A 23334-nucleotide genomic window follows, 5' to 3' on the forward strand; every position below is an offset into this window, starting at 1 on the left:
CCTCAGTCGCCGCGCCCTGCTGCTGCGAAGCGCCAGGCCCGCCCGGGAGGAAACTGATGCAGGAAGCGAAGCCGCCCGTCGCGCTCATCGCAGGGCCGACGGCCAGCGGCAAGTCGGCGCTTGCACTCGCCCTTGCGGAAGCGCGCGACGGCACCATCATCAACGCCGATTCGGCGCAGGTCTATGCCGACCTGCGCGTGCTTTCCGCCCGCCCTTCGCCCGAGGAGGAGGCACGAGCGCCGCACCGGCTGTTCGGCCATGTCGATGGGGCGGACTCCTGCTCCGCGCCACGCTGGGCCGCCGATGCCCGCGCGGCGATCGCAGAAGCGCATCGGGCCGGGCGGCTGCCGATCCTGGTCGGCGGAACCGGGCTCTATCTGCGCACCTTGCTCGACGGGATCGCGCCCGTGCCCGAGATCGATCCTGAGGTCCGCGCCGAGGTGCGCGCACTGCCGGTCGCGGAGGCGCATGCGGCGCTTGGCGAGAGCGATCCCGAGGCAGCGGCCCGGCTGAGGCCGAGCGATACGACCCGCGTTGCTCGCGCGCTCGAGGTCGTCCGGTCGACCGGGCGCCCGCTGGCGGCATGGCAAGCCGAGCGCACCGGCGGAATCGGCGATCGCGTCCGCCTGATGCCGCTGATCCTGCTGCCGGATCGCGACTGGCTCACTAAGCGCATCGACGCCCGGTTCGAAACGATGCTGGAGAGCGGCGCCGCCGAGGAGGTCGGCACCCTGCTCGCCCGCAGCGACATCGGCGAGAACGCTCCCGTTCGGCGCGCGATCGGCGTGCGCGAGATCGGCGACTGGCTCGCCGGACAGAGTACGCGCGAGACGGCCGTCGCCCGCGCGCAGGCCGCAAGCCGGCAATATGCCAAGCGGCAGTACACCTGGTTCCGCCGCCAACCACCGCCCGAATGGCCCCGCACCGCCGAGACAGATATGAACACAAATCTGCTACAATTTGAAATCTAATTACGCAAACCGCGCTTGACCTGTAGCTTTTGTGCGATTAGCAGCCCTGCTCCGGCAATGCTATTGCGCATGCGAAGGAGGGAATGGTCGTGACCGAGAAGAGCGGAGCGGACATACTGATCGAGACGCTCGAGGCGCTCGGTGTGGATGTCGTGTTCGGCTATCCCGGCGGCGCGGTCCTGCCGATCTACGACGCGCTGTTCGAGCACCAGTCGATCCGGCACATCCTCGTTCGCCACGAACAGGCAGCGACGCACGCCGCAGAGGGCTATGCGCGCGCCACCGGCAAGCCGGGCGTGGTGCTCGTCACATCCGGGCCCGGCGCGACCAATGCCGTCACGGGCATCACCGATGCACTGATGGATTCGATTCCGATGGTGGTCATCACCGGCCAGGTGCCCACCGGCCTGATCGGCACCGATGCGTTCCAGGAAGCGGATACGATCGGCATCACCCGCCACTGCACCAAGCATAATTATCTGGTGAAGGATCCGGCGAAGCTCGCCGCGACCGTGCGCGAGGCGTTTCACATCGCCACCAGCGGTCGCCCCGGCCCCGTCGTCGTCGACATCCCCAAGAATGTTCAGGTGGCGACCGCGCCCCATGCCGCACCCGATCCGGCGGCGCCGGTCGCACGCGCCACCTATCGCCCGCAGACCAAGCCCGACCCCGCGCTGATCGACACCGCGATCGAGATGCTCGCGGCGGCCGAGCGTCCGATCCTCTACACCGGCGGCGGGATCATCAATTCGGGTCCCGAGGCCTCGCGGCTGCTGCGCGCCTTCGCCGATGCGACCGGCGCGCCCGTCACTTCGACGCTGATGGGGCTCGGCGCCTTCCCGGCGACGTCGGAGCAGTGGCTGGGCATGCTTGGCATGCACGGCACCTACGAAGCCAATATGGCGATGAACCGGGCCGACCTGATCGTCGCGATCGGCGCGCGGTTCGACGATCGGGTGACGGGGCGGCTCGACGCATTCAGCCCGGAATCGAAGAAGATCCACATCGATATCGACCGATCGAGCGTGAACAAGAACGTGCGCGTCGACTTGCCGATCATCGGCGACGCCGGCGTCGCGATCGCCGACCTGCTCGAACGCTGGCACGCGCGAAAGGCCGCAGCGCCCGACCTCGCCGAATGGTGGCGACGCATCCAGGGTTGGCGCGCCACCCGCTGCCTCGACTTCGACGAGCCCGAAGGCGCGATCATGCCACAGCGTGCGATCCGGGCGCTGTGGGAAGCGACGCGCGACCGCGCCCCGATCATCACCACTGAAGTCGGCCAGCACCAGATGTGGGCCGCGCAGCACTTCGGCTTCGAGGCGCCCAACAAATGGCTCACTTCGGGCGGGCTCGGCACGATGGGCTATGGCCTTCCCGCTGCGATCGGTGCGCAGCTGGGCCATCCCGATGCGCTGGTGATCGACATCGCCGGCGAGGCGAGCATTCAGATGAACATCCAGGAGCTGGCGACCGCCACGCAATATCGGCTGCCGGTGAAGATCTTCATCCTCAACAACGAGTTCATGGGGATGGTGCGTCAGTGGCAGGAACTCACCTATTCGAGCCGCTATTCGGAAAGCTACAGCGACGCGCTGCCCGATTTCGTGAAGCTGGCCGAGGCCTATGGCTGGAAGGGGCTGCGCATCGAGGGGCGGCAGGAACTGGAGCCGGGCATCGCCGAGATGCTGGCGCATGACGGCCCTGTGCTGGTCGATTGCCGGGTGGCGAAGCTCGCGAACTGTTTCCCGATGATCCCGTCGGGCGCGGCGCATACCGAGATGCTGCTCCAGGCTGCCGAGGTTTCGGGCACAATGGACGACGAAGCGAAGGCGCTGGTGTGATGACTGAGCGACCCTCCTTTCCCTTCGTCCCGAGCGCAGGCTCTGCTGAGCGAGGCCGAGGCATCGAGGGACGTGCCACCAGTGCACAGCCAGCGTGTCTCGACTTCGCTCGACATGAATGGATCTTCTGAGGCCTGCATGCACATCACCGAAGAAACCCGCGAGCGGCACACGCTCGCCGTGATCGTCGACAACGAGCCGGGCATCCTTGCGCGGATCGCGGGTCTGTTCACGGCGCGCGGCTACAATATCGAATCGCTGACGGTGACCGACATCAGCGACGATGACCTGGTCAGCCGCATCACCATCGTCACCTCTGCCTCGGCGCATGTGATGGAACAGATCATCGCCCAGCTCGAGCGGCTGGTGCCGGTGCACAAGGTGACCGACCTCACCACCCACGGCCCGCACGTCGAGCGCGAGCTGGCGCTGGTGAAGGTGGCGGGCACCGGCGATCACCGGATCGAGGCGCTGCGGCTGGCCGAAGTGTATCGCGCCCATGTCGTCGATGCGACGATCGGCAGCTTCGTATTCGAACTGACCGGCGGATCGGAGAAGATCGACGCCTTCGTCGCGCTGATGAAGGAAGTGGGGCTGGTCGAAGTCGCACGGACCGGCGTCGTCGCCATCTCGCGCGGAAGCGAGGCAGCCTGAATTTCGCACGCGGCGCGAACGTGTCTCGACTTCGCTCGGCACGAATGGCTTGTTGAGCCGCACCATTTCCGTTCGTCCCGAGCGAAGTCGAGGGACGTTTCACGAAGGGGACCGAAGAATGCGTGTCTATTACGATCGCGACGCCGATCTGAACCTGATCACCGGCAAGAAGATCGCGATCATCGGCTATGGCAGTCAGGGCCATGCCCACGCCCAGAACCTGCGCGATTCGGGTGTGAAGGAGGTCGCCATCGCGCTGCGCGAAGGATCGGCGACGCGCAAGAAGGCCGAAGCCGCCGGCTTCAAGGTGCTGACCAACCGCGAAGCCGCCGAATGGGCCGACATCATCATGATGGTCGCCCCCGACGAGCATCAGGCCGCGATCTATTCCGAGGATCTGCACGCCAACATGAAGCAGGGTGCCGCCCTCGCCTTCGCCCACGGGCTCAACGTGCACTTCGGGCTGATCGAGCCGCGCGGCGACCTCGACGTCATCATGATCGCGCCGAAGGGCCCCGGGCACACGGTGCGTTCCGAATATGTCCGCGGCGGCGGCGTGCCATGCCTGATCGCAGTCGCGCAGGACAGCTCGGGCAATGCGCACGACATCGCGCTCGCCTATGCCAGCGGCGTCGGCGGCGGCCGATCGGGTGTGATCGAGACGAATTTCAAGGAAGAGTGCGAAACCGACCTGTTCGGTGAGCAGGTGGTGCTGTGCGGCGGCCTCACGAACCTCATCATGGGCGGGTTCGAGACGCTGGTCGAGGCGGGCTATGCCCCCGAGATGGCCTATTTCGAGTGTCTTCACGAAGTGAAGCTGATCGTCGACCTGCTCTATGAGGGCGGCATCGCCAACATGCGCTATTCGATCTCCAACACCGCCGAATATGGCGACTATCACACCGGCCCGCGGATCATCACCGACGAAACCAAGGCGGAGATGAAGCGCGTGCTGGACGACATTCAGCGCGGCAAGTTCGTCGGGCGCTTCATCGCCGACAATCGCGCGGGCAATCCGGAGATGAAGGCGGCGCGCAAGCTCCAGGCCGAGCATCCGATCGAGAAGGTCGGCGCCGAACTGCGGGCGATGATGCCCTGGATCGGCGCGGGCAAGCTGGTGGACAAGGAGAAGAACTGACGCCGGCGTTCGCCGGAAACGCAGCGTTGCGCATCGGGGATTTGACGCCCCTGCCTCGCTTGAGGGACAAGGCACCTCCCCAACAGGAGGAGTTTCCCCGATGCGCCTCGTTTTCGCCAGTATCGCCCTGGTCGCGGCCGCGCCGCTGATCGCCGCTCCCGCCGTGCAGGACATGCCCGGCTCGCACGACGTCTCCGCTGTCGAGGGCGGCAGCTATGAAGTCGACGGCAACCACAGCTACGTCACCTGGACCGTCAATCACATGGGCTTCACGCCGCTGACCGGCCAGATCGGCGGAACCAGCGGCACGCTGATGCTCGATCCAGCCAATCCCGAAGCGGCGCAGGTCGACGTGACGTTCGATCTCACTGCGATCTCGCACCCGGTCGACGCCTTCGTGCGCCACCTCAAGAGCGACGATTTCTTCGCGGTGGAACAGCACCCCACTGCCCGCTTCGTTTCGACCGAAGTCGATGTGAACGGCACGCAGGCGACCATCACCGGCAATCTGACGATCAAGGGGATCACGCGGCCGGTCACACTGGAGGCGGAGTTCTTCGGCGCCGGAGTCAATCCGATGAGCGAGAAGCGCAACATCGGCTTCACCGGCACGACGACGATCAACCGCAGCGACTTCGGCCTCGGCTATGCCACGCCGGTCGTTTCGGACGAGGTGAAGCTCGCGATCGACGCCGCTTTCGTGAAATCCTGACCGGCGCCGTTCCGCACAAGAAAAAGGCCGGGAGCAGCGCTGCTCCCGGCCATTTCTTTGGCTGTCGTGCGTGCGGCGATCAGAAGCCGAAGCGCGCCCGGACGCCGTAGAAGCGCGGCGTACCCGGATAGCCCGCATAGGTCCCGGTCTGCTCGGGAACGGCGAAGCCGGTGATGTGGTAATATTCGTTGGTCAGATTCTCGACGTAGAATTCGCCGCGGATCTTGCCGTCGTCGGTCTGGAGCCCGATCCGGGCGCTTACCAGCGGATAGCCTTCGTTGCGCACCAGACCGCGATCCGGATTGATCGGATCGCGACCCGCGATCTCGACCGCGCTCTGATAGCGCATGTCGACATGGAACAGGCCGTTCAGACGGTTGGTGATCGGCGGGGTCCAGCTGAGCGCCGCGTTGACGACATTCTGCGGCTGGTTCTGGATCTGCCGCCCTTCGAGCCCCGCCAGCGGAGTGCCGGTGAAATCGTTGCTCGAGTCGTACTGCGCATCGAGATAGGTGTAGCCGAAGCGCACCACGAGTTCCTGGATCGGCTGGATGATCGCTTCGGCCTCGATGCCCTTCGACGTCGAGGAATCGATGTTCTGGACGACGAAATTCGAGCCGCTGAAGACCAGCGACTGGAGATCGTTGTACTTGGCGTAGAAACCGGCGACGTTCAGCGTGAAGCTGTTGCTGAAGCTTGTCTTGATGCCGATCTCGTAGGAATCGACCGTTTCGGCGCCGAATTCGAGGTCGCTGCCCTGCGGGCCGTCGCCGCCGAGAAGCACCGTGTCGAACGCCGCCTGATCGAGGTTGTAGCCGCCCGACTTGTAGCCGCGGTCGTAGCTCGCATAGGCAAGCACGCGCGGCGAGAATTCATAGGCGAGCTTCACCGTGCCGGTGATCTCGTTCTCTTCACGGTCGTGGCTGTAGTCGCCGTTGAATTCGGTGTTCAGCGCCGGATTGCAGCTCAGCAGGAAGAAGTTGGCGAACAACTCCGGATTCGCAGCCTGGATCGCCTGGCGATAGGCGACCGCGCGCGGGTCCTGGCTGTAGAAGAAGCCGCACGTCGCCGTATTGTTGTTGATGCTGGCGTCGAGCTTCTTGCTCTCATGGTTCCAACGCGCGCCGAGCGTCAGCGAAAGCTGATCGGTGACGTTGATGATGTTATGCGTGAACAGCGCGATCGCGTCGGTCTTCACGCGGAAGTCGTCGTTATTGTTCCCCTGCCCGGCAGTGAAGCCCGCGAGCGGCGTGTTCAGATAGTTGAACAGCGGCGACCCGGGAGGCGCTGCGGCCTGCAGCGCGGGGCTGCCGGCATAGAGAACCTGGCCGAAGAGCGGTATCGACCCCGCAGGCAGCGGAGCGAGGCCGCGCAGCGCCGCAACGACCTGCGGGAAGCTGGGCACTGCGTAGCTGCCATAGAATTGCGCCGGGATGCCGATGCCGCCGGCCGACGGCGGTGCGCCCAGAATGCCTGCGAACAGCGTATCGACATAGGCATTGGCATCGTTTCCGACGCGCACCGTGTCGCGCAGTTCGAGCGTCTCGTTGAGATAAAAGCCGCCGACCAGCCAGTCGAGCACGCCGCCGAACGCGGAGCCCTGCAGCCGCACTTCCTGAGTGAAGTCGGTCAGATCGACGCGGTAGTCGTCACGATAGGCGCGGTCGATGCCCGAGAAATCGATGTCTTGGTCACGCAGCGCGCGCCAGTCGCGATAGGCAGTGATCGAGGTCAGCGAGACGTCGCCGATATCGACGTTGAACTCGCCCGACACGCCCCAGTCGCGCACCCGCTCCGAATAGTCGCGGTTCGGCGAAATCGCCTGGATGCGGTCCGACGGCGGGCCGGTATAGATACCGACCAGCCCCTGCGCCGCCGCAACCGCATTGATCGCCGGCACCGTCCGTCCGGCCACCACGTTCACGGCGCCGCAGCAGACTTCGTCGGTCTCGGCATAATCGGCGATCAGCCGGAAAGTCATCGTACCCGTATCGAGCAGCGCCTGTCCGCGGACATTCCAGCGATCGATATTGTTGATGCGACGATCGGTGTTCGCGTCCTCGATATAGCCGTCACGCTGGCGATAGCCGCCGTCGAAGCGGAGCGCGATCGCCTCCGTCACCGGACCGGTGACTGCGCCTTCGACTTGCCAAGCATCGTAATTGCCGTAGCTGCCTTCGATATAGCCGCCGAACTCATATTCCGGCTGAGCAGTGAAGATGCTGAGCGCACCTGCCGAGGTGTTGCGGCCGAACAGCGTTCCCTGCGGACCGCGCAGCACCTCGACTCGCTCCAGCTCGGGAAGCTCGGCGAGCGCCACGCCCGCGCGCGAGCGGAACACGCCGTCGATGAACACGCCGACCGCCGGCTCGAAGCCCGGATTGTCGCCGCCGGTGCCGATCCCGCGAATCGAAAGCGAGGTGCCGGTCGCGGCCGACTGGCCCGTGGTCGCCTGAAGGCTGGGGGCAAGCTGCTCGAGACCGCGGATGTCCTCGACGCCCGCATTTTCCAGCAGTTCGCCGCCGACGGCGGTGATCGCCACCGGAACGTCCTGCACCGTCTCGTTGCGGCGCGTCGCGGTCACGACGATGTCGTTGGCGCCCTGATACTCCTGGATCACAGGAGCGGCTTCAGTCGTGGTTGCGTCCTGCGCGAAGGCAGGCGAGGTGACCAGCACCGACAGCGCGGTCGCGGCGAGCAGTTCGACTCTCTTCATGGAAACGCATCCCTCCCCTGGTGCCCGGCGATAGTCTTGCCGTGACGTTGCTTTTCTCTGTGTGCCAACTAACGCTGCATTTTCGAAGCCGTCAACGGGAATGAATGGCGGAACCCTGCGGCTTTGCGCCATTTGGTTCCAAGGCGATACACGATAGCCACAGCGCTTCACCCGCGATGCTCGGGTGCCGTAGCGTCAAGCGGATAAGGAGGTTTTTGCGGATGCACGACGATCACGACGGACCGGAAGACGGCGACATCGTTTCGGCGATGCCGAAGATTCCCGTGCCCGACGAAGTCGCCGATGCGATCCGGACGCTGATCCGCTGGGCCGGCGACGATCCCGAGCGCGAGGGGCTGCTCGATACGCCCAAGCGCGTCGCGCGCGCCTGGAAGGAATATTGCCAGGGCTATGGCGAGGATCCGGCGCACCATCTCAGCCGCGTGTTCGAGGAAGTGGGCGGCTATGACGAGATCGTTCTGCTCAACGGAATTCCCTTCCAGTCGCATTGCGAGCACCATATGGCTCCGATCGTCGGCAAGGCGTCGATCGCCTATCTCCCGCGCGACCATGTCGTCGGCATTTCGAAGCTGGCGCGCGTGCTCCACGGCTATGCCCGCCGGCTCCAGGTCCAGGAGCGGCTCACCGCCGAAGTCGCCGACTGCATTTGGCAGCATCTCAATCCCGTCGGGGTCGCAGTGGTGATCGAGGCGACTCATGCTTGTATGACCGCGCGCGGCGTGCGTACGCCCGGCGTCGGCATGGTGACGAGCCGGATGATGGGCGTCTTCCGCGAAGACGCGCGCAGCCGCGAGGAAGTGCTCAAGCTGATGGGCTATTGAGAGCGGCGATGCCGGAAACCGTGCTCGTCACCGGCGCCTCGCGCCGCATCGGCGCGGCGATCGCGCGCCATCTCGGCCGGGCCGGTTGGTCGGTCGCGATCCATCACCACGGCTCGCCCGATGAAGCAGGTGCCGTCGCCGCCGAGATCCGCGCGGCCGGCGGCCGGGCGACCACCCTGGCGGGCGAGCTTGAGGACCCCGCCACCCCGGCAGCGCTGGTGGAAGGCGCCCGCGCGGCGTTCGAGATGCCGCTTCGCGCGCTGGTCAACAATGCGTCGCTGTTCAGCTGGGACAGCCATCGCCTCGCCGACTATGCGCTGCTCGACACGCATATGCGCGTGAACCTGGGCGCGCCCGTCGCGCTGGCCGCCGCGCTCGCCGCGCAGACCGACCTCGACGAGGGGGCGGTGGTGAACCTGCTCGACCAGAAGGTCGGCAACCTCAATCCGGATTTCTTCACCTACAGCTGCTCGAAAGTGGCGCTCGCTGGCGCGACAGAGATGCTTGCGCAGGCGCTCGCGCCGCGCATCCGCGTCAACGCCGTGTCCCCGGGCCTCACTCTTCCCAGCCTCGATCAGAGCGAGGAGGAGTTCGCGCAGACCTGCGGCGAGAATCTGTTGCGCCGCCGGGTCGCGCTCGACGACATCGCCGCCACCGTCGCGCACCTCCTGTCGGCGCGCAGCATCACCGGCCAGAACGTCTATGTCGATTGCGGCCAGCATCTGGTACGCGCCGACGGTGACGTGATGTTCACGACGCGCGAGCGGCCCGATGCCTGACATGGCTCCGGCACCCGCCCCCGGCCGCTACGTCACCATCCTCGAGGGGCTCGAAGTGACGATGGGCCTCGGCATCCATGCGCATGAGCGCGCGGCGCCGCAGCGCGTGCTGCTATCGGTCTGGCTGAGCTGCGACTATGGCGCGCGCCCGGACGACCGGATCAACGCGGTGGTCGACTATGATTTCCTGCGCGAGGGCATCCACCGGCTCGTCGCGAAAGGCCATATCGAACTTCAGGAAACGCTCTGCGAGGAAGTCGCCGAGCTGGCATTCGGCGATCCGCGAGTCACCGAGGTACGGGTGCGCTCGATGAAACCCGACGTGTATCCGGATGCCGCGGTCGGCTGCGAAATCGTGCGCGGCCGCTGACTCAGAACCAGAAGCTGATCGCCACGCAGGCCGTCAGACCGACGACAACGTTCATCGGCAGCCCGATCTTGAGGAAGTCGGTGAACCGATAGTTGGTCGCGCCATAGACGAGCGTATTCGTCTGATAACCGATCGGCGTTGCGAAGCTTGCGCTGGCGCCGAACATCACCGCGACGATCATCTCGCGGGGATCGACGCCCAGCGCTTCGGCAAGACCGATCACGATCGGAGTCATGATCACTGCGACGGCGTTGTTGGTCACCGTTTCGGTCAGCAGGCTGGTGAGCGCATAGACGCCGATCAGCAGCATCAGCGGCGAGGCGTTGGCGAGCAGCGGCTCCACCCATGAAACGAGCAGCTCCACCGTGCCGGCATTCTGGAGCCCCAGCCCGAACGCCAGCATCCCGAAGATCAGCACGAGCGTGTTGCCGTCGATCGCTCCCCACGCCTCCTCCGGCTCGACGCAGCGCGTCACCAGCACGACCGCCACCCCGGCCAGCGCCAGCGCCTCGATCGGAAAACCGAACAGTGCTGCGAAGCCGACGACACCGGCGAGCGTGAGGATCGCGATCGGCGCCTTGCTGCGCTTGAACGCACGCGCAGGCGCTTGCGTGACCTGCGCGAGATTGGTGTTGCGCTGAAGTGCCGTCGCGGCGTCGGCGCCGGCGGCGATGAGCAGCCGGTCGCCCGCGCGCACACGTACTTCGGCAAGATCGGGGCCGGCCACGTGCCGCGGGCGCGCAAGGCCGAGCACGCGCAGTTTCAGCCGCGAGAGGAACGGAATCTCCGCCAGCCGCCGCCCGATGATCGGATGCGAGGGCGATACGACCGCCTCGATCAGCTGGGCATCCGGGTCGCGCATCGGGCCGGCCATGGTGATCCCGCCCCCCACGCCGGTGAGGCCCACCCGGAAATCGTTCGATTCGGCGAGCGATGCGAGTTCGGCCGGGCTCGCCGCCACGACCAGCTGGTCGCCCGGCTGCAGCACCATCGCCTCGAAATCCTTGCGATAGAGCGTCAGCCCGCGCTGCATGGCCAGCACTCGGATGCCCTGCCGCCGCTCCAGTGCGCTTTCGTCGATCCGCTCGCCGACGAAGGCGCTGTCCGCATTCAGCACGAGGTGCGAGAGATAGCTGTCGCTCTCGCCCTGTTCCGCCAGCGGCAGCGCCTCGCGGTCGGGCAAGAGCAGCGGTCCGGCGATCGCCAGGAACACGGTTCCGGCCAATGCGACCACCAGCCCCACCCCGGTTATCTCGAACACACCGAACGCGGGCTGCCCCTGACCCGCAGCGACACCCGCGACCAGCAGGTTGGTCGACGTTCCGATCAGCGTCAGCGTGCCGCCGAGGATCGAGACGTAGGAAAGCGGGATCAGCAATCGCGTCGCCGAAATGCGCAGCAGCCGTGCGAGCCGCTTGATGATCGGGATCATCACGATCACCACCGGCGTGTTGTTCATGAACGCCGACGCCACCATCGTACCGAGGCCGATCTCACCCAGGGCGAGGCGCGGCCGACGCTGGGTGCGGCGAATGACCCAGCCGGAAACCTCCTCGAGCGTGCCGGTCCGCAGCAGCGCGCCGGAGATCACGAACATTGCCGCGATGGTGATCGGCGCCGGATTGCCGAACACGCGCAGCAGTTCCTCGGCGTCGAGAAATCCGAGCGCCATCATCGCCACGCCGCCCGCGACCGCCAGCACGACCGGGGGCAAGCGTTCGAGCGCGAACAGCACAAAAAGCCCAAACAGCAGGATCAGGCCGATGACGTCGCCATGGCCCTCGATCAGCGGGGCAAAGGGATTACTCATTCACACGATCGTCCGCGCCGAGCCCGGCCCCGCGCCATTGCGGGAACTTGATCCTTAGCGGCATCGCCGCACGATCGCGAGCAGTACCGAAGGCGCGGGAACATGAGGCTGCGTTGGGGCTATCACTCCGCGCCTGCGCGGTTGGCCGCGCTCAGCACCGCTCGGACGCTGGCGGTCGCGACGTCGGCATCCAGCCCCACGCCGAACACCGTCCGGCCATCGGGCGTGCGGCACTCGACATAGGCCGCAGCCTGGGCATCGGCGCCGGTGCCGATCGCATGTTCGCTGTAATCGACCACGTCGAGCGCGGGGCCGGTCGAACTCTCCAGCGCCGCGATCACGCCCGAGATCAGGCCGTTGCCACGGCCGCTGATCGACTTCTCTGCGCCGTCCACCTGCACCCGGCCGACGAACACCCGCGCTCCGGGCGCGCCATGCTCCTCATAGTCGAGCAATGCGAAGCGATCGCGCTCTCCCGGCAGATAGACGGCGTCGAACAAGGCGCCGATATCGGCCGCGTTGAGCTCGCGGCTGGTCTCATCGGCGAGGCGCTGGACGTGGCGGCTGAAATCGGCCTGCATCCGCTTGGGCAGCTTCAGCCCGCGGTCCTGCTCGAGCACCCAGGCAACGCCGCCCTTCCCGCTCTGCGAGTTCACTCGGATCACCGCTTCGTAGCTGCGGCCGAGATCCGCGGGATCGATCGGCAGATAGGGGACGTCCCAATGCGTGTCGTTGCGCGCCGCCTGGGCTGCGAAGCCCTTCTTGATCGCGTCCTGATGACTGCCGGAAAAGGCAGTGAAGACGAGATCGCCGGCATAGGGATGCCGCGGATGGACCGGCAGCGCGTTGCAATATTCGACGGTGCGGATCACGTCGTCGATGTTCGAGAAATCGAGCTTCGGATCGATCCCCTGGGTGTAGAGATTGAGCCCCAGCGTCACCAGATCGACATTGCCGGTGCGCTCGCCGTTGCCGAACAGGCAACCTTCCACTCGATCGGCGCCCGCGAGCAGCCCCAACTCCGACGCGGCGACGCCGGTGCCGCGATCATTGTGGGTGTGCAGGCTGATGACAACGCTCTCGCGGTTCGGCACGTTGCGGCAGAACCATTCGACCTGATCGGCATAGACGTTCGGCATCGCCGCTTCGACGGTGGCGGGCAGATTGAGGATCAGCGGCTTCTCCGGCGTAGGCCGCAGGATCTCCATCACCGCCGCGCAGACCTCGACCGAGAAATCGAGCTCGGCAGTCGAGAAGGTCTCGGGGCTATACTCGAAATGCCAGTCGGTGCCGGGCTGCTTCGCCGCCTCGTCGCGCAGCACCTTGGCGCCCGCGACCGCGATCTCGCGCACTTCGTCGCGCCCCATGTTGAAAACGATGCGCCGCCATGCCGGCGAGACAGCATTATAGAGGTGAACGATCGCGCGCGGCGCGCCGCGCAGGCTTTCGAAGCTGCGCTCGATCAAATCGCGGCGCGATTGCGTCAGCACCTGCACCGTCACGTCATCGGGAATCCGGCCCGAGCGGACGAGGCCCGAGATGAAGTCGAATTCGGTCTGTCCTGCCGAGGGGAAGCCTACTTCGATCTCCTTGAGGCCCACCTTCACCAGCAAGTCGAAGAAGCGAGTCTTCTTCTCCCCGTCCATCGGATCGATCAGCGCCTGATTGCCGTCGCGCAAATCGGTGGAGAGCCAGCGCGGCGCATGCGTGACGGTGCGGCTCGGCCACTGACGATCGGGCAAGTCGATCTGCGGAAAGGGACGGTATTTGGAGGAAGGATCGCGCAACATGAGAACACCTCTGACAGGGCGGGTCCGCGCGAACTCTGCCGCGACGAACGGGTCACTCTGGGTCGAATTTGCCCTTAGAGGCGCACGGCAAGCGGACACGCCCCTAAGGGCGGATAAGTCGTAGCGTCCGGAGGTGCGCGATGCTCATGGAGCGAACATGCCCAAGCGCGAAGGCGTTGTCCACAGCCAAACGCCCGTCAGGTTGCGCCGGACCGAGCACTCGTTTCACGTCAATCGCGCCATAATGGATGGTGGCAGGTGAAAAGAAAGGGAAGTTCAGGATGTTGCAGCTCGTGTACGTCAGCAGCGCCCGGCCCACAGGCGGCGCGGTGAACGCTGCCGCGATCCTCAACGCATCGCGCCGCAACAACCGCCGCGACGGCATCACCGGGCTGCTCTATTCCGACGGCCGACGGTTTCTCCAGGCGCTCGAAGGCCCCGAGGACGCGGTGCAGCAGACGTTCGAGCGGATCCAGGGGGATTCCCGCCATCGCGCAATCGTCGTCCTCTCCCGCCGCCACATCGAGGCACGCGAATTCGGCGCGTGGGATATGGCGCATCTCGACGAAGCGGCCGAGACCGACTCGTTCATGCGCCGCATCTCGAAGCTCGCGGCCGGCGCGTCACCGGATGTCCGGGCGACGTTCGAAGGCTTTGCCGAGGTGCGCCGGCAGGCGTGAGCTTCGCTGCGGATCGCCCGCTCCTGCTCGCCCGGCGGCCACCTGGCCGGAGCCGATCGCCTTCAGGGCGTCGGCGTGGCAGCGGCTGCGTTGTCTGGAGTGGCAACGATCTCCGCCACCGGTGGTGGATCGGAATAGTTCGTACCGGTGGTTCCACCGTCGCCGCCGCATCCCGCGAGCAATATCAACACCGACACCGCCACTGCGCGCATCGCCGCTCCTCCCTCACCCCAATCGCGGCACGCTAGCATGAGCGCAGCGAGTGCGACAGGCTAGCGACCATAGATGCGATCGAGCACCGCGGCGACCCGGACCAGTTCCTGTGCAGTCGGATCGAACCGCTCGCCCGCCACCAGCCGCTGCGCCCAATCGACCGCAGCGCGTCCGCCCCAGGCATCCGGCGGCGACGCAAGCATCTCCCGCGCGGTGCCACGGAAATGCTCGGCAGTGAAATCGTAGAAGGAGCCGTTCACGTTGCGCAGCGCCGCGCCGCCTTCGGTGCCGTGGAAGTCGGCGGCGATCACGGCGTCCTGCCCGGCATCGAGCCGCCACGAACAGGCAAGCCGCACCGAGGCGCCACCTGCGAGCGTGAGCTGCGCAACGGCATAATCCTCGACACGCGCGTCGCCGGGCTTCAGCGGATCGCCTTTCGCATAGAGCCGGGAAGAGACCTCCGACACATCCTCGCCGAACAGCCACAGCGCGAGATCGACCAGATGAACACCTAGGTCCATCACGCAGCCACCACCGGATTGCGCCGCGTCATAGAACCAGGGTTTGTCGGGCCCATAGGCGTTGTGGAACACCAAATCGGCTGCGTAGAGCCGCCCCAGATCGCCGCCGCGCACCAGTTCGGCGATACGGCGCATCCCCTCGGTGTAGCGATAGGAGAAGTCGACGGCGAGCAGCCGGTCGGCGGTCCGCGCCGCCTCCACTACCGCCTTCGCCTCCCCTGCCGTCCGGCCGAGCGGCTTCTGGCAGAACACCGCGAGGCCGCGCTCCAGCGCCGCGATCGACTGATCCGCATGGAGCGCGCTGGGTGTCGCAATGGCGATGCCGTCCGGCTCGAGCGCCAGCAGCGCGGCGAGACCGTCGACCACCTGGGCGTGGGGCGCGAGCTGCGCCGCCTGCTGTGCCATTTCCGGCGAGGGATCGGCGATGCCGATCGCCTCGATCGCCGCGCTTTCCAGCATCGCCTCCATGCGATGCCGCCCGATCCAGCCGGTGCCGAGGAATCCGATCCGAGGCTTCATGCGTAGGTCACCAGCGCCTTGACGAAGCCATCCGGCTTATCCCGTGTCGCGTCGAGCGCCTGATCGAGTTGATCGAGCCGAAAGCGGTGGGTGTAGAGCGGCGTCGGATCGAGACGGCCGCTGGCCACGGCATCGACCGCTTCGCGGATGCCCTGGAGCGACACCTCGGGATCGCGCTCGTGCGCGTTCACCACGTCGATTCCCTTCCAGTTCCACATCTGCATGTTCACCTGACGCGGCCCGTCCTGATGATAGCCGGCGACGATCAGCTTCCCGCCGAAGCCGACCAGTTCGCCCGAAAGGTCGAGCGGCCATTGCTTGCCGACGCATTCGATCACGCGCTCGCACAGCGCCTCGCCCGTTAGTTCCTTCACCCGTTCGATGATCGCCCAATGATCGTCCATCACGATCGTCTCGGCGGCGCCATAGTGGCGCGCGAGATCGAGCGACGATTGCCGCCGCGAGATGGCGATCACGCGCGCGCCGGCCTCGCTCGCCAGCCGCGTGAGCACCGCCCCCAGAAATCCGATGCCGACGATCGCCACCGTCTGGCCCGCGCGAATGTCGCTGCGACGAAAGATATTGAACGCGCATCCCAGCGGCTCGCCGGGAAACGGCTGATCCGCCAGCTCGGGCGGCAGCTTCACCACTGCGTCGGCCTTCGCAATGTCGCGTTCGGCGAAGCTGCGGAACGACAGCGCGGCGACCCGGTCACCGACGGCGAGAACCGTCACGCCCTCACCCACCGCTTCGACGACACCCCAGCCTTCATGGCCGAGATCGCCCGGCTCGGTCGGAAAACGCATCCACTCGGGCCCCTCCCAGGGAGTGAGATTGGATGCGCATACCCCGCAGCCTTCGAGCCGCAGCCGCACCTCTCCTGCACGCGGCTCGGGAACGGGCACGGTCTCGATCTTCAATTCCTGCGGCCCGGTGAGAACGGCCGCTTGCATGTCATTCATGGAGTTCCCCCTTCGCCGAGCCGAACACAGCACGAGGCGAAGCGTTCCGTGCCCGCAACCATTTCCGGCGCAGGCGATTGGACTCCCGGAAACCAAGGAGTTCGGCATGGCAGACAAATTCCACGCGGGGGACCGCGTGACGTGGAACGCGCACGGCGGCACCGCGCATGGCGAGGTCGTCCGCAAGCAGACGAGTGACACGAAAATCAAGGGCCATCAGGTGCGTGCATCCGAGGAAGATCCGCAGTACATCGTCGAGAGCGACAACGGCGGACGAGCCTCACACAAGCCGTCGGCGCTCGAACCGGAATAGGAGAAGAATATGGCGGAGACGAAAGCAAAGGGCGGAGCGCGTGGTGGAATCGCGAAGCCAGTGACTCCCTCGCCCGAACTGGCCGCGGTCGTGGGCTCGGGACCGCTGCCGCGCAGCGAGATCGTCAGCAAGATGTGGGACTATATCAAGAAGAACGACCTTCAGAATCCCGAGAACAAGCGGGAAATCCTCGCCGACGACAAGCTGAAGCCCATCTTCGGCAAGGACAAGGTCACGATGTTCGAGATGAACAAGCACATCAGCAATCACGTGAAGTGATCGCTCCCGCCGCGGCGGACGGGCTTGCATTATACGGGGCGAGTCTCGCATGAGGCTCGCCCCGGCGTCTCATGACGCGGATGCGCTTTCCCAAACCAGTCTGCCTTCGCAGCGCCTGATAGCGGGTTTACTCGTCCCTCGGCGCGATCCCCATGGTCAGCACTCAGCCGATCTGGGCCCTGTGCGCAGCTTCGTCGCCTTCCTCCTCAGACGGAGAAAGGGCTAGTCGGGTACGGATGTCTCCCGGTTTAAGGCGCAGCGCCCCTGGCCTCAGGCACTCCCCGCAATGAACGCTTCGACCGCCTCATAGGCAGCGTCATCGGTCATCTGCTCGGGCGGATGCTTGCAGAAATAGGCGGCCGCAGGCGTCACCGGTCCTGCCATGCCGCGGTCGCGCGCGACCTTGGCACAGCGGATCATGTCGATCGCGACGCCGGCCGAATTGGGGCTGTCCTCGACGGAGAGGCGCAACTCCAGGTTCATCGGTACGCCGCCGAACATCTGTCCCTCCATGCGCAGGAAGCAGACCTTGTTGTCGTTCTGCCACGGCACGTAGTCGCTGGGGCCGATGTGGATATTCTCGTCCTCGAGCCGCGCCGCCGTCACCGATTGCACCGCCTCGGTCTTGGAGACCTTCTTCGACGCCAGCCGCTTGCGATTGGCCATGTTGAGGAAGTCGGTATTGCCGCCGGTGTTGAGCTGGTACGTCCGCTCCAGCTTCACGCCGCGCTTCTTGAACAGATCGGTGAGAACGCGGTGGACGATGGTCGCGCCGATCTGCGCCTTGATGTCGTCGCCGATGATCGGGACGCCCGCCTTTTCGAAGCGCCTTGCCCATTCGGGGTTGCTGGCAATGAACACGGGGATGTTGTTGACGAACGCCACGCCCGCCTCGAGCGCGCACTCGGCGTAGAATTCGGTCGCCTCCTGGCTGCCGACCGGCAGATAGTTCATCAGCACGTCCGCGCCGCTCTCGCGCAGCACTTCGACCACTTCTTCGCGGCTCGGCTCCGGCGCGTCCGCCAACAGGAAGGTGCGCTCGTCGACGAACTCCGCCATGTGATCGGCGACCCCGTCAAGCACGCGCCCCATCCGCACCTTTGCCCCGGTCGGCTTCACTCGATCACAGAAGACGGTGGTGCAGTTGGGCTTGGCGAAGATCGCGTCGGACACGTCCTTGCCCACCTTGCGGCGGTCGACGTCCCATGCGGCGACGACGCTGATGTCGGACGGTCGATAGCCGCCCAGTTCCCAATGCATCAGGCCGATCAAGTCGTTCGATCCCGCGCGATAATGCTCGATTCCCTGAACGAGGCTCGACGCGCAGTTGCCGACGCCGACGAGCGCGACGTTGATCGAACGAGGCGTGGGGGACAGCATCAGACGCTCCTCGCTACCATGGCTTTCGAATTCCTGTCGTTTCTCAGGACGAACGGAACCGGCGCAGCTATGTTCCTCATGCTAGCGCGGCCTTCGTCGCCGCCTTCGCCGGTGCGTAGCGATCGATCATCCAGGCGCAGAAGTCGGCGAACTGCTGCGGGTCCTGAGCGCAGCTGGTGTGGTGCGCCTCGACACCGAGGTGCTCGGGCGTGAAGCAGAAGGTGACCAACAGCTCGAAATCGGCGAGCGCTTCCATCTGCCGGTCGAACCAGTCGATCGCCCCGTCGCGGAAACTGTCGGCCCAGCTGAGCCCGGTCCGCAGCTTCTTCACGCCCAGGTCCTTCATCACCCGCACCGCATCGTCGAGCCGCGGATCCTGGAAATGGAACCACTGCATCAGCCCCATGCGGTCGGCGTATTTCGCATAATGATCGAGCGCGGGCTTCGGCGTGCCGTCCTCGCGGATCAGGCCCATGTAGAAATGGCGGTAGTAGCTCGAACCTTCCGCTTCGCGGTGGCGGGTCTCGGCGCCCCAGCTCTGCGGCAGGTCGAAGAGCGAATACCAATAGACGTTGGGAATCCGGTCGAGCAGCAGCTCGGCGGTCTTGTCGATCCCGAACACCTGCACTTCCTCGGCACCGAACGAGCCGACGCCAACTTCGGTCGCCCAGATCGGCTTGTCGGGCACGACCGCCTCGATCTCGGCGATCTTGTCGGGCCAGGCGTGGATCGGCCACAGGTTCCAGTCGAGCGGAAAGCCGTGCACCGCCACCACATCGACGGCATCGAGCGCGCCGTGATCGCGCATCCGGTTCACCCAGTGCGGATCGATCGGCGACATGCCGCCCAACACGCGCTGCACATCGGGGTTGATCTCCGCGATCGCGCCGCCCGCCCGGATCACGGTGTCCGCATAGATCGACCAGTCGGGATCGAGCTCGGGATTCCAGTGCGACTTGTTGTTCGGCTCGTTCCAGATCATCGCGGCTTCGATCATGCGCGCTCCCCCCTTGCTGGATAGACTGCCGCCGGCCCGTGCTCGGAATAGGGCACGCTCGCCACGCGGCAGAGATAGACTTCGGGCTCCGGCTGCGCCTCGATCGCGAAGCCCGCAGCGCGCAGCATCGCCTGGCTGCACGCGGCGTTGGGCGCCCACCAGTTGGTCCAGTCGTGCGCAAACTCGCGCTCGATGAAATGCATCTTCGGATAGGCCGGATTGTCGAAATAGTCCGGCGGCTCTGTGGTGCCCGGCTTGTGGAACGGATGGTCCTCGGGAACCTGCAGCACGGCCTCCGTCCCCTGCTGCATCGTCTGGAACAGCATCAGATCGCCCGCGACATGCTCGCGGACCAGATCGAGGGCCAGCAGCGGATGGCGCAGGTGGTAGAGAACGCCCATGAACACCACGAGATCGAATTTCTCGCCGAGCGCGGCGACGTCATACACGTCGAGCTTGGCGAACTCGATACCGTCGAAACCCAGCGCCTCGCTCGCCAGCCGCGCCTGCGCCAGATAGCGCTCGTCGCTGTCGATCCCAACCACCCGATCGGCGCCGCGGCGCTTCATCTCCACCGAATAGAAGCCGGCGTTGCAGCCGATGTCGAGCACCGTCTTGCCTGAAAGATCGTCGGGGAGCGCACCGGCGAAGCGCTTGAACTTGAAGCTGGGATAATCGCCGAGGAAATGGTCCGGCGCGGTCTGCACGCCGCCGCCAAGGTCGATGTTGTGAAACCAGGGCGCGAGCTCCGCCACGCGCTCGCGCAGGTCCTTCGCCGCTACTGCTGTCGCCATCATGCCACCTGTTCGTTGAGGCTCAACACCCGCCCCCCCCAGTCGCCGACGGCGACGCGGCTCACCGAGGCGGGGTCGATGTCGAAGGAATGGATGCGGTCAAGCGAGAGGCCGAGCCAATGCGCCACAGCCGCCCGAATGATGTCGCAGTGGGTAACCATCGCCACCGCGCCGTCCGGATGCGCCGCAGCAGCCTGCTCGGCATGCGCGACGACGCGGGCCTGCGCCTCGGCCATGGCCTCGCCGCCCGGGCAGCGCGCTTCGCTGCGCCGGGCGTTCCAGTGCTGCCACTTGGGATCGTCTTCGAGATCGGCGAACGCCTTGCCGGTCCATGCGCCGAAATCGATTTCGTCGAGCGCGGTATAGACCTGCACATTCTCGCCTCCGCGCGCCTCGCGGATAGCATCGGCGGTTTCGCGCGCGCGCTGGACCGGGCTCGAATGAAGTGCGGCGAACGGCCGGTCGGTCAGCCTGGCGCCGAGCGCCCGGCCCTGCCCCCTCCCCGCATCGGTGAGCGGAATGGCCGGCTGCCTGCCGCTCAGGGTGTTGCCGATATGTCCATGTGCCGCGTGCCTGATGAAATAGATCGTCGCCGTCACGCGGTCCAAGCCCCTCACGAAAATTCCCGCAGGATTCGGGATCGTTACGGACCCAAACCCGTTGGGGCGAATGGGGTTCCGGTTCCGATCAAAATTTGTGGAGCCGTTCGGGAACTCAGATGAAGAAGAGGCATTGAAGGGAGTCCGGAGTTGAAGCTGAACGGCAAGTGAGGATCGATGCTGCCGAACAATGAACATGCAGAAGAGTGCAGCTTTTCTCGAATGGGACTAGTTGGTGGGGGCGCCGAACTGTGACGGAATCAATACTCATTACCGGCGGAGCCGGCTTTATCGGCAGCTTCGTTTGCGAAGAGCTGCTGCGTCGCGGCAACCGCGTGCGGGTGCTGGATTCGCTGATTCCCCAGGTACACGGCGATGTCGAACGTCCGCCCCTGCTCCCCCAGGGTGCCGAGCTGATCCGCGGTGACGTGCGCGATGGCGATGCAGTCGCGCGCGCGCTGAAGGGCATCGACAGCGTAGTCCATCTCGCCGCCGAAGTCGGCGTGGGTCAATCGATGTACGAAGTCGAGCGCTACACTTCGGTCAATGACGTCGGCACCGCCGTCCTGTTCGAGCGGCTGATCGACAATCCCGTGCGCCGCGTGGTCACGGCATCCTCCATGTCGATCTATGGCGAGGGCCTGTACGAGAATGCCGACGGCGAACCCGTGCAGGATGCCGAACGCAAGACGCTGAAGGATGGCCAGGCGAACTGGGAGCCGCTCGACGAGCAGGGACGGCCGCTCACGCCGGTCGCCACGCCCGAGTGGAAGCGGCCCAATCTCGCGTCGATCTATGCGCTCAACAAATATGTGCAGGAGCGCACGACCCACATCATGGCAAAGCCCTATGGCATCGAGGGCGTGTGCCTGCGGCTGTTCAATGTCTATGGGCCCGGCCAGGCGCTTTCCAACCCCTATACCGGCGTACTCGCCATTTTCGCGTCGCGGCTGCTCAACGGTCAGCAGCCGATGATCTTCGAGGACGGCGAGCAGCGGCGCGACTTCGTGCACGTCACCGATGTCGCCCGTGCCTTCTCCGATGCGCTCGAGCTGCCTCAGGCAGTGGGCGAGACGTTCAACATCGGTTCCGGGCAGGACCGCTCGGTCACGGAAGTCGCCAATGCACTGGCGGAGGCGATGGGCAAGAACGACATCGAGCCCGAGATCGTCGGCAAGGGCCGCATCGGCGATATCCGGCACTGCTTCTGCGACACGTCCAAGGCCGCTGATGCGATCGGCTTCCGAGCGCGCAAGGATTTCGGCGAAGGCCTCGCCGAACTCGCGGAATGGGTTGCCGAGCAGACCGCGGAAGATCGCGTGAGCGAGGCGCGCGCCGAGCTGGAAAAGCGTGGGCTCGTCGCATGACCGCCGATACTCGCCCTGTCCTCATCACCGGCGGCGCCGGCTTCATCGGCGCGAACCTCGCCGATCGGCTGGCGGGCGACGGCCATGCGGTACTCGTTTACGACGCGCTCAGCCGCCCCGGCGTGGAGCGCAATCTCGCGTGGCTGCGCGCGCGCCACGGCGATCGCATCCGCGACGTGACCGCCGACATCCGCGACGCCGACCGCCTGACGCTGGCGGCCCGCGAAGCAAAAGCAGTGTTCCACCTCGCGGCACAGGTGGCGGTGACCACGAGCCTCGCCGACCCACGCGAAGATTTCGAAGTCAACATCGCCGGCACGTTCAACTTGCTCGAGGCGCTGCGCGGCTCGCGCACGCCGCTGGTCTTCGCCTCGACCAATAAAGTCTATGGCGACCTTGCCGACATGGAATTCGAGAGCCGCGACGGCGCATGGCTACCCGCGGATGCCGCGGTCCGCACCCATGGCATCTCCGAGACCCGCCCGCTCGATTTCCACACGCCCTATGGCTGCTCGAAGGGCGCGGCGGACCAATATGTACTCGATTACGCGCGCAGCTTCGGGGTGCCGGCCGCGGTGCTGCGGATGAGCTGCATCTATGGCCAGCGCCAGATGGGTACCGAGGATCAGGGTTGGGTAGCCCATTTCCTGATCCGTGCGCTCGAGGGGCGTTCGGTGACGCTCTATGGCGACGGGCGGCAGGTGCGTGACGTGCTCGACGTTCGCGATGCAGTCGATGCCTATGTCCGCGCCTGGGAGAATATCGATCGGGTCGCGGGACGCGCGTTCAACCTCGGCGGCGGGCCCGACAATGCAGTAAGCCTGCGCCAGGTGATCGCCGAGATCGGTGCGCTGCTCGGCCGCGAGGTGGCCGTCGACTTTGCCGACTGGCGCGCGGGGGACCAGCGCTGGTTCGTCGCCGACACGCGGGCTGCGGAAGCCGCGCTCGGCCTTCAGCCGAAACGCTCCTGGCGCGAAGGCATTGCCGCGCTGGCGCAGTGGCTCGCCGAAGAGCGTGGCATTTCCCTTGGCCGACCTGCCGAGCCGGAGCCGCGCGTTCAGGCGGTGGCGACATGAGGAGCGGA

22 protein-coding genes are annotated in these 23334 nt (G+C 65.8%); 13 read left to right on the plus strand and 9 right to left on the minus strand.

Annotated features, from left to right (window positions below; translation table 11 throughout):
* Window positions 1-56 precede the first annotated feature (56 nt).
* The 5 genes from miaA to H7V21_RS04760 all read left to right on the plus strand — a co-directional run bounded on the left by miaA (window position 57) and on the right by H7V21_RS04760 (window position 5319).
* Complete coding sequence (miaA, locus tag H7V21_RS04740) at window positions 57-971, plus strand: tRNA (adenosine(37)-N6)-dimethylallyltransferase MiaA (protein WP_188055722.1); 915 nt, start codon at window positions 57-59, stop codon at window positions 969-971.
* A gap of 89 nt (window positions 972-1060) precedes the next feature.
* Window positions 1061-2815: a biosynthetic-type acetolactate synthase large subunit gene (gene ilvB, locus H7V21_RS04745; protein ID WP_188055723.1), complete on the plus strand. Its 1755-nt coding sequence runs from the start codon at window positions 1061-1063 to the stop codon at window positions 2813-2815.
* 138 nt (window positions 2816-2953) lie between these two features.
* On the plus strand, window positions 2954-3469 hold the full coding sequence (gene ilvN / locus H7V21_RS04750) for an acetolactate synthase small subunit (RefSeq protein ID WP_188055724.1): 516 nt from the start codon (window positions 2954-2956) through the stop codon (window positions 3467-3469).
* 118 nt (window positions 3470-3587) lie between these two features.
* Window positions 3588-4607, plus strand: a complete 1020-nt coding sequence (ilvC, locus tag H7V21_RS04755; RefSeq protein WP_188055725.1) for a ketol-acid reductoisomerase — start codon at window positions 3588-3590, stop codon at window positions 4605-4607.
* 100 nt (window positions 4608-4707) lie between these two features.
* Window positions 4708-5319, plus strand: a complete 612-nt coding sequence (locus tag H7V21_RS04760; RefSeq protein WP_188055726.1) for a YceI family protein — start codon at window positions 4708-4710, stop codon at window positions 5317-5319.
* Window positions 5320-5398: 79 nt separating this feature from the next.
* Here H7V21_RS04760 and H7V21_RS04765 read toward each other — a convergent pair whose 3' ends face one another.
* Complete coding sequence (locus H7V21_RS04765) at window positions 5399-8035, minus strand: TonB-dependent receptor (protein ID WP_188055727.1); 2637 nt, start codon at window positions 8033-8035, stop codon at window positions 5399-5401.
* A gap of 221 nt (window positions 8036-8256) precedes the next feature.
* Between H7V21_RS04765 and folE the strand changes: the two genes are divergently transcribed.
* The 3 genes from folE to H7V21_RS04780 are packed head-to-tail and all read left to right on the plus strand — an operon-like array spanning window position 8257 to window position 10026.
* Window positions 8257-8877: a GTP cyclohydrolase I FolE gene (folE, locus tag H7V21_RS04770; RefSeq protein WP_188055728.1), complete on the plus strand. Its 621-nt coding sequence runs from the start codon at window positions 8257-8259 to the stop codon at window positions 8875-8877.
* Window positions 8878-8885: 8 nt separating this feature from the next.
* Window positions 8886-9656, plus strand: coding sequence for an SDR family oxidoreductase (locus H7V21_RS04775; RefSeq protein WP_188055729.1), 771 nt, complete (start codon window positions 8886-8888; stop codon window positions 9654-9656).
* A gap of 1 nt (window position 9657) precedes the next feature.
* Complete coding sequence (locus H7V21_RS04780) at window positions 9658-10026, plus strand: dihydroneopterin aldolase (RefSeq protein ID WP_188055730.1); 369 nt, start codon at window positions 9658-9660, stop codon at window positions 10024-10026.
* Window position 10027: 1 nt separating this feature from the next.
* On the opposite strand, the gene H7V21_RS04785 is transcribed toward H7V21_RS04780, so the two are convergent.
* Together H7V21_RS04785 and leuA are read right to left on the minus strand one after the other, a co-directional pair.
* Window positions 10028-11836, minus strand: a complete 1809-nt coding sequence (locus H7V21_RS04785; RefSeq protein ID WP_188055731.1) for an SLC13 family permease — start codon at window positions 11834-11836, stop codon at window positions 10028-10030.
* 122 nt (window positions 11837-11958) lie between these two features.
* A complete protein-coding gene (gene leuA / locus H7V21_RS04790; protein WP_188055732.1) occupies window positions 11959-13626 on the minus strand; it encodes a 2-isopropylmalate synthase in 1668 nt (555 codons plus the stop codon).
* 281 nt (window positions 13627-13907) lie between these two features.
* Here leuA and H7V21_RS04795 point away from each other — a divergent pair, with 281 nt between their 5' ends.
* Window positions 13908-14306 (plus strand): BLUF domain-containing protein, encoded by a 399-nt coding sequence (locus H7V21_RS04795; RefSeq protein ID WP_188055733.1) that lies wholly within the window; start codon window positions 13908-13910, stop codon window positions 14304-14306.
* Window positions 14307-14578: 272 nt separating this feature from the next.
* Here H7V21_RS04795 and H7V21_RS04800 read toward each other — a convergent pair whose 3' ends face one another.
* Window positions 14579-15559 carry a Gfo/Idh/MocA family protein gene (locus tag H7V21_RS04800; protein WP_188055734.1) on the minus strand — a complete coding sequence of 327 codons (981 nt, stop codon included), beginning with the start codon at window positions 15557-15559 and terminating at the stop codon, window positions 14579-14581.
* Window positions 15556-16521 (minus strand): MDR/zinc-dependent alcohol dehydrogenase-like family protein, encoded by a 966-nt coding sequence (locus tag H7V21_RS04805; protein ID WP_223177047.1) that lies wholly within the window; start codon window positions 16519-16521, stop codon window positions 15556-15558. Before H7V21_RS04805 ends, H7V21_RS04800 begins: the two co-directional genes overlap by 4 nt.
* 106 nt (window positions 16522-16627) lie before the next feature.
* On the opposite strand from H7V21_RS04805, the gene H7V21_RS04810 reads away from it, so the two are divergent.
* Together H7V21_RS04810 and H7V21_RS04815 are read left to right on the plus strand one after the other, a co-directional pair.
* On the plus strand, window positions 16628-16834 hold the full coding sequence (locus H7V21_RS04810; protein WP_188055735.1) for a DUF2945 domain-containing protein: 207 nt from the start codon (window positions 16628-16630) through the stop codon (window positions 16832-16834).
* Window positions 16835-16843: 9 nt separating this feature from the next.
* Complete coding sequence (locus tag H7V21_RS04815; protein WP_188055736.1) at window positions 16844-17113, plus strand: SWIB/MDM2 domain-containing protein; 270 nt, start codon at window positions 16844-16846, stop codon at window positions 17111-17113.
* A gap of 270 nt (window positions 17114-17383) precedes the next feature.
* On the opposite strand, the gene H7V21_RS04820 is transcribed toward H7V21_RS04815, so the two are convergent.
* From H7V21_RS04820 to H7V21_RS04835, 4 genes are all read right to left on the minus strand, one after another.
* Window positions 17384-18493 carry an inositol-3-phosphate synthase gene (locus H7V21_RS04820; RefSeq protein ID WP_188055737.1) on the minus strand — a complete coding sequence of 370 codons (1110 nt, stop codon included), beginning with the start codon at window positions 18491-18493 and terminating at the stop codon, window positions 17384-17386.
* A 76-nt stretch (window positions 18494-18569) separates the two neighbouring features.
* Complete coding sequence (locus H7V21_RS04825) at window positions 18570-19490, minus strand: beta-xylosidase (RefSeq protein ID WP_188055738.1); 921 nt, start codon at window positions 19488-19490, stop codon at window positions 18570-18572.
* Entirely contained in the window at window positions 19487-20287 is an 801-nt protein-coding gene (locus tag H7V21_RS04830; RefSeq protein ID WP_188055739.1) for a TIGR04290 family methyltransferase, read from the minus strand. The genes H7V21_RS04825 and H7V21_RS04830 overlap by 4 nt, the downstream gene beginning before the upstream one ends.
* Window positions 20284-21081 (minus strand): histidine phosphatase family protein, encoded by a 798-nt coding sequence (locus tag H7V21_RS04835; RefSeq protein ID WP_262504009.1) that lies wholly within the window; start codon window positions 21079-21081, stop codon window positions 20284-20286. Before H7V21_RS04835 ends, H7V21_RS04830 begins: the two co-directional genes overlap by 4 nt.
* Before the next feature lie 53 nt (window positions 21082-21134).
* Here H7V21_RS04835 and H7V21_RS04840 point away from each other — a divergent pair, with 53 nt between their 5' ends.
* Window positions 21135-22250 (plus strand): NAD-dependent epimerase/dehydratase family protein, encoded by a 1116-nt coding sequence (locus H7V21_RS04840; protein ID WP_188055740.1) that lies wholly within the window; start codon window positions 21135-21137, stop codon window positions 22248-22250.
* A complete protein-coding gene (locus tag H7V21_RS04845) occupies window positions 22247-23326 on the plus strand; it encodes an NAD-dependent epimerase/dehydratase family protein (protein WP_223177048.1) in 1080 nt (359 codons plus the stop codon). Before H7V21_RS04840 ends, H7V21_RS04845 begins: the two co-directional genes overlap by 4 nt.
* The last annotated feature ends 8 nt before the right edge of the window (window positions 23327-23334 follow it).

The sequence above is a fragment of the Sphingosinithalassobacter sp. CS137 genome, assembly GCF_014334115.1.
Lineage (GTDB): Bacteria > Pseudomonadota > Alphaproteobacteria > Sphingomonadales > Sphingomonadaceae > Sphingomonas.

What these genes read in the sequence shown, in the direction of transcription:
- H7V21_RS04785 (WP_188055731.1), bottom strand. Translation starts at nt 11,836, where the DNA reads ATGAGTAATCCCTTTGCCCCGCTGATCGAGGGCCATGGCGACGTCATC.
- H7V21_RS04765 (WP_188055727.1), bottom strand. Translation starts at nt 8,035, where the DNA reads ATGAAGAGAGTCGAACTGCTCGCCGCGACCGCGCTGTCGGTGCTGGTC.
- H7V21_RS04805 (WP_223177047.1), bottom strand. Translation starts at nt 16,521, where the DNA reads ATGAATGACATGCAAGCGGCCGTTCTCACCGGGCCGCAGGAATTGAAG.
- miaA (WP_188055722.1), top strand. Translation starts at nt 57, where the DNA reads ATGCAGGAAGCGAAGCCGCCCGTCGCGCTCATCGCAGGGCCGACGGCC.
- H7V21_RS04775 (WP_188055729.1), top strand. Translation starts at nt 8,886, where the DNA reads ATGCCGGAAACCGTGCTCGTCACCGGCGCCTCGCGCCGCATCGGCGCG.
- ilvC (WP_188055725.1), top strand. Translation starts at nt 3,588, where the DNA reads ATGCGTGTCTATTACGATCGCGACGCCGATCTGAACCTGATCACCGGC.
- H7V21_RS04825 (WP_188055738.1), bottom strand. Translation starts at nt 19,490, where the DNA reads ATGATCGAAGCCGCGATGATCTGGAACGAGCCGAACAACAAGTCGCAC.
- folE (WP_188055728.1), top strand. Translation starts at nt 8,257, where the DNA reads ATGCACGACGATCACGACGGACCGGAAGACGGCGACATCGTTTCGGCG.
- H7V21_RS04815 (WP_188055736.1), top strand. Translation starts at nt 16,844, where the DNA reads ATGGCGGAGACGAAAGCAAAGGGCGGAGCGCGTGGTGGAATCGCGAAG.
- H7V21_RS04810 (WP_188055735.1), top strand. Translation starts at nt 16,628, where the DNA reads ATGGCAGACAAATTCCACGCGGGGGACCGCGTGACGTGGAACGCGCAC.
- H7V21_RS04795 (WP_188055733.1), top strand. Translation starts at nt 13,908, where the DNA reads ATGTTGCAGCTCGTGTACGTCAGCAGCGCCCGGCCCACAGGCGGCGCG.
- H7V21_RS04820 (WP_188055737.1), bottom strand. Translation starts at nt 18,493, where the DNA reads ATGCTGTCCCCCACGCCTCGTTCGATCAACGTCGCGCTCGTCGGCGTC.
- H7V21_RS04835 (WP_262504009.1), bottom strand. Translation starts at nt 21,081, where the DNA reads ATGTTCATTGTTCGGCAGCATCGATCCTCACTTGCCGTTCAGCTTCAA.
- H7V21_RS04800 (WP_188055734.1), bottom strand. Translation starts at nt 15,559, where the DNA reads ATGAAGCCTCGGATCGGATTCCTCGGCACCGGCTGGATCGGGCGGCAT.
- H7V21_RS04760 (WP_188055726.1), top strand. Translation starts at nt 4,708, where the DNA reads ATGCGCCTCGTTTTCGCCAGTATCGCCCTGGTCGCGGCCGCGCCGCTG.
- H7V21_RS04845 (WP_223177048.1), top strand. Translation starts at nt 22,247, where the DNA reads ATGACCGCCGATACTCGCCCTGTCCTCATCACCGGCGGCGCCGGCTTC.
- ilvN (WP_188055724.1), top strand. Translation starts at nt 2,954, where the DNA reads ATGCACATCACCGAAGAAACCCGCGAGCGGCACACGCTCGCCGTGATC.
- H7V21_RS04830 (WP_188055739.1), bottom strand. Translation starts at nt 20,287, where the DNA reads ATGATGGCGACAGCAGTAGCGGCGAAGGACCTGCGCGAGCGCGTGGCG.
- leuA (WP_188055732.1), bottom strand. Translation starts at nt 13,626, where the DNA reads ATGTTGCGCGATCCTTCCTCCAAATACCGTCCCTTTCCGCAGATCGAC.
- H7V21_RS04780 (WP_188055730.1), top strand. Translation starts at nt 9,658, where the DNA reads ATGGCTCCGGCACCCGCCCCCGGCCGCTACGTCACCATCCTCGAGGGG.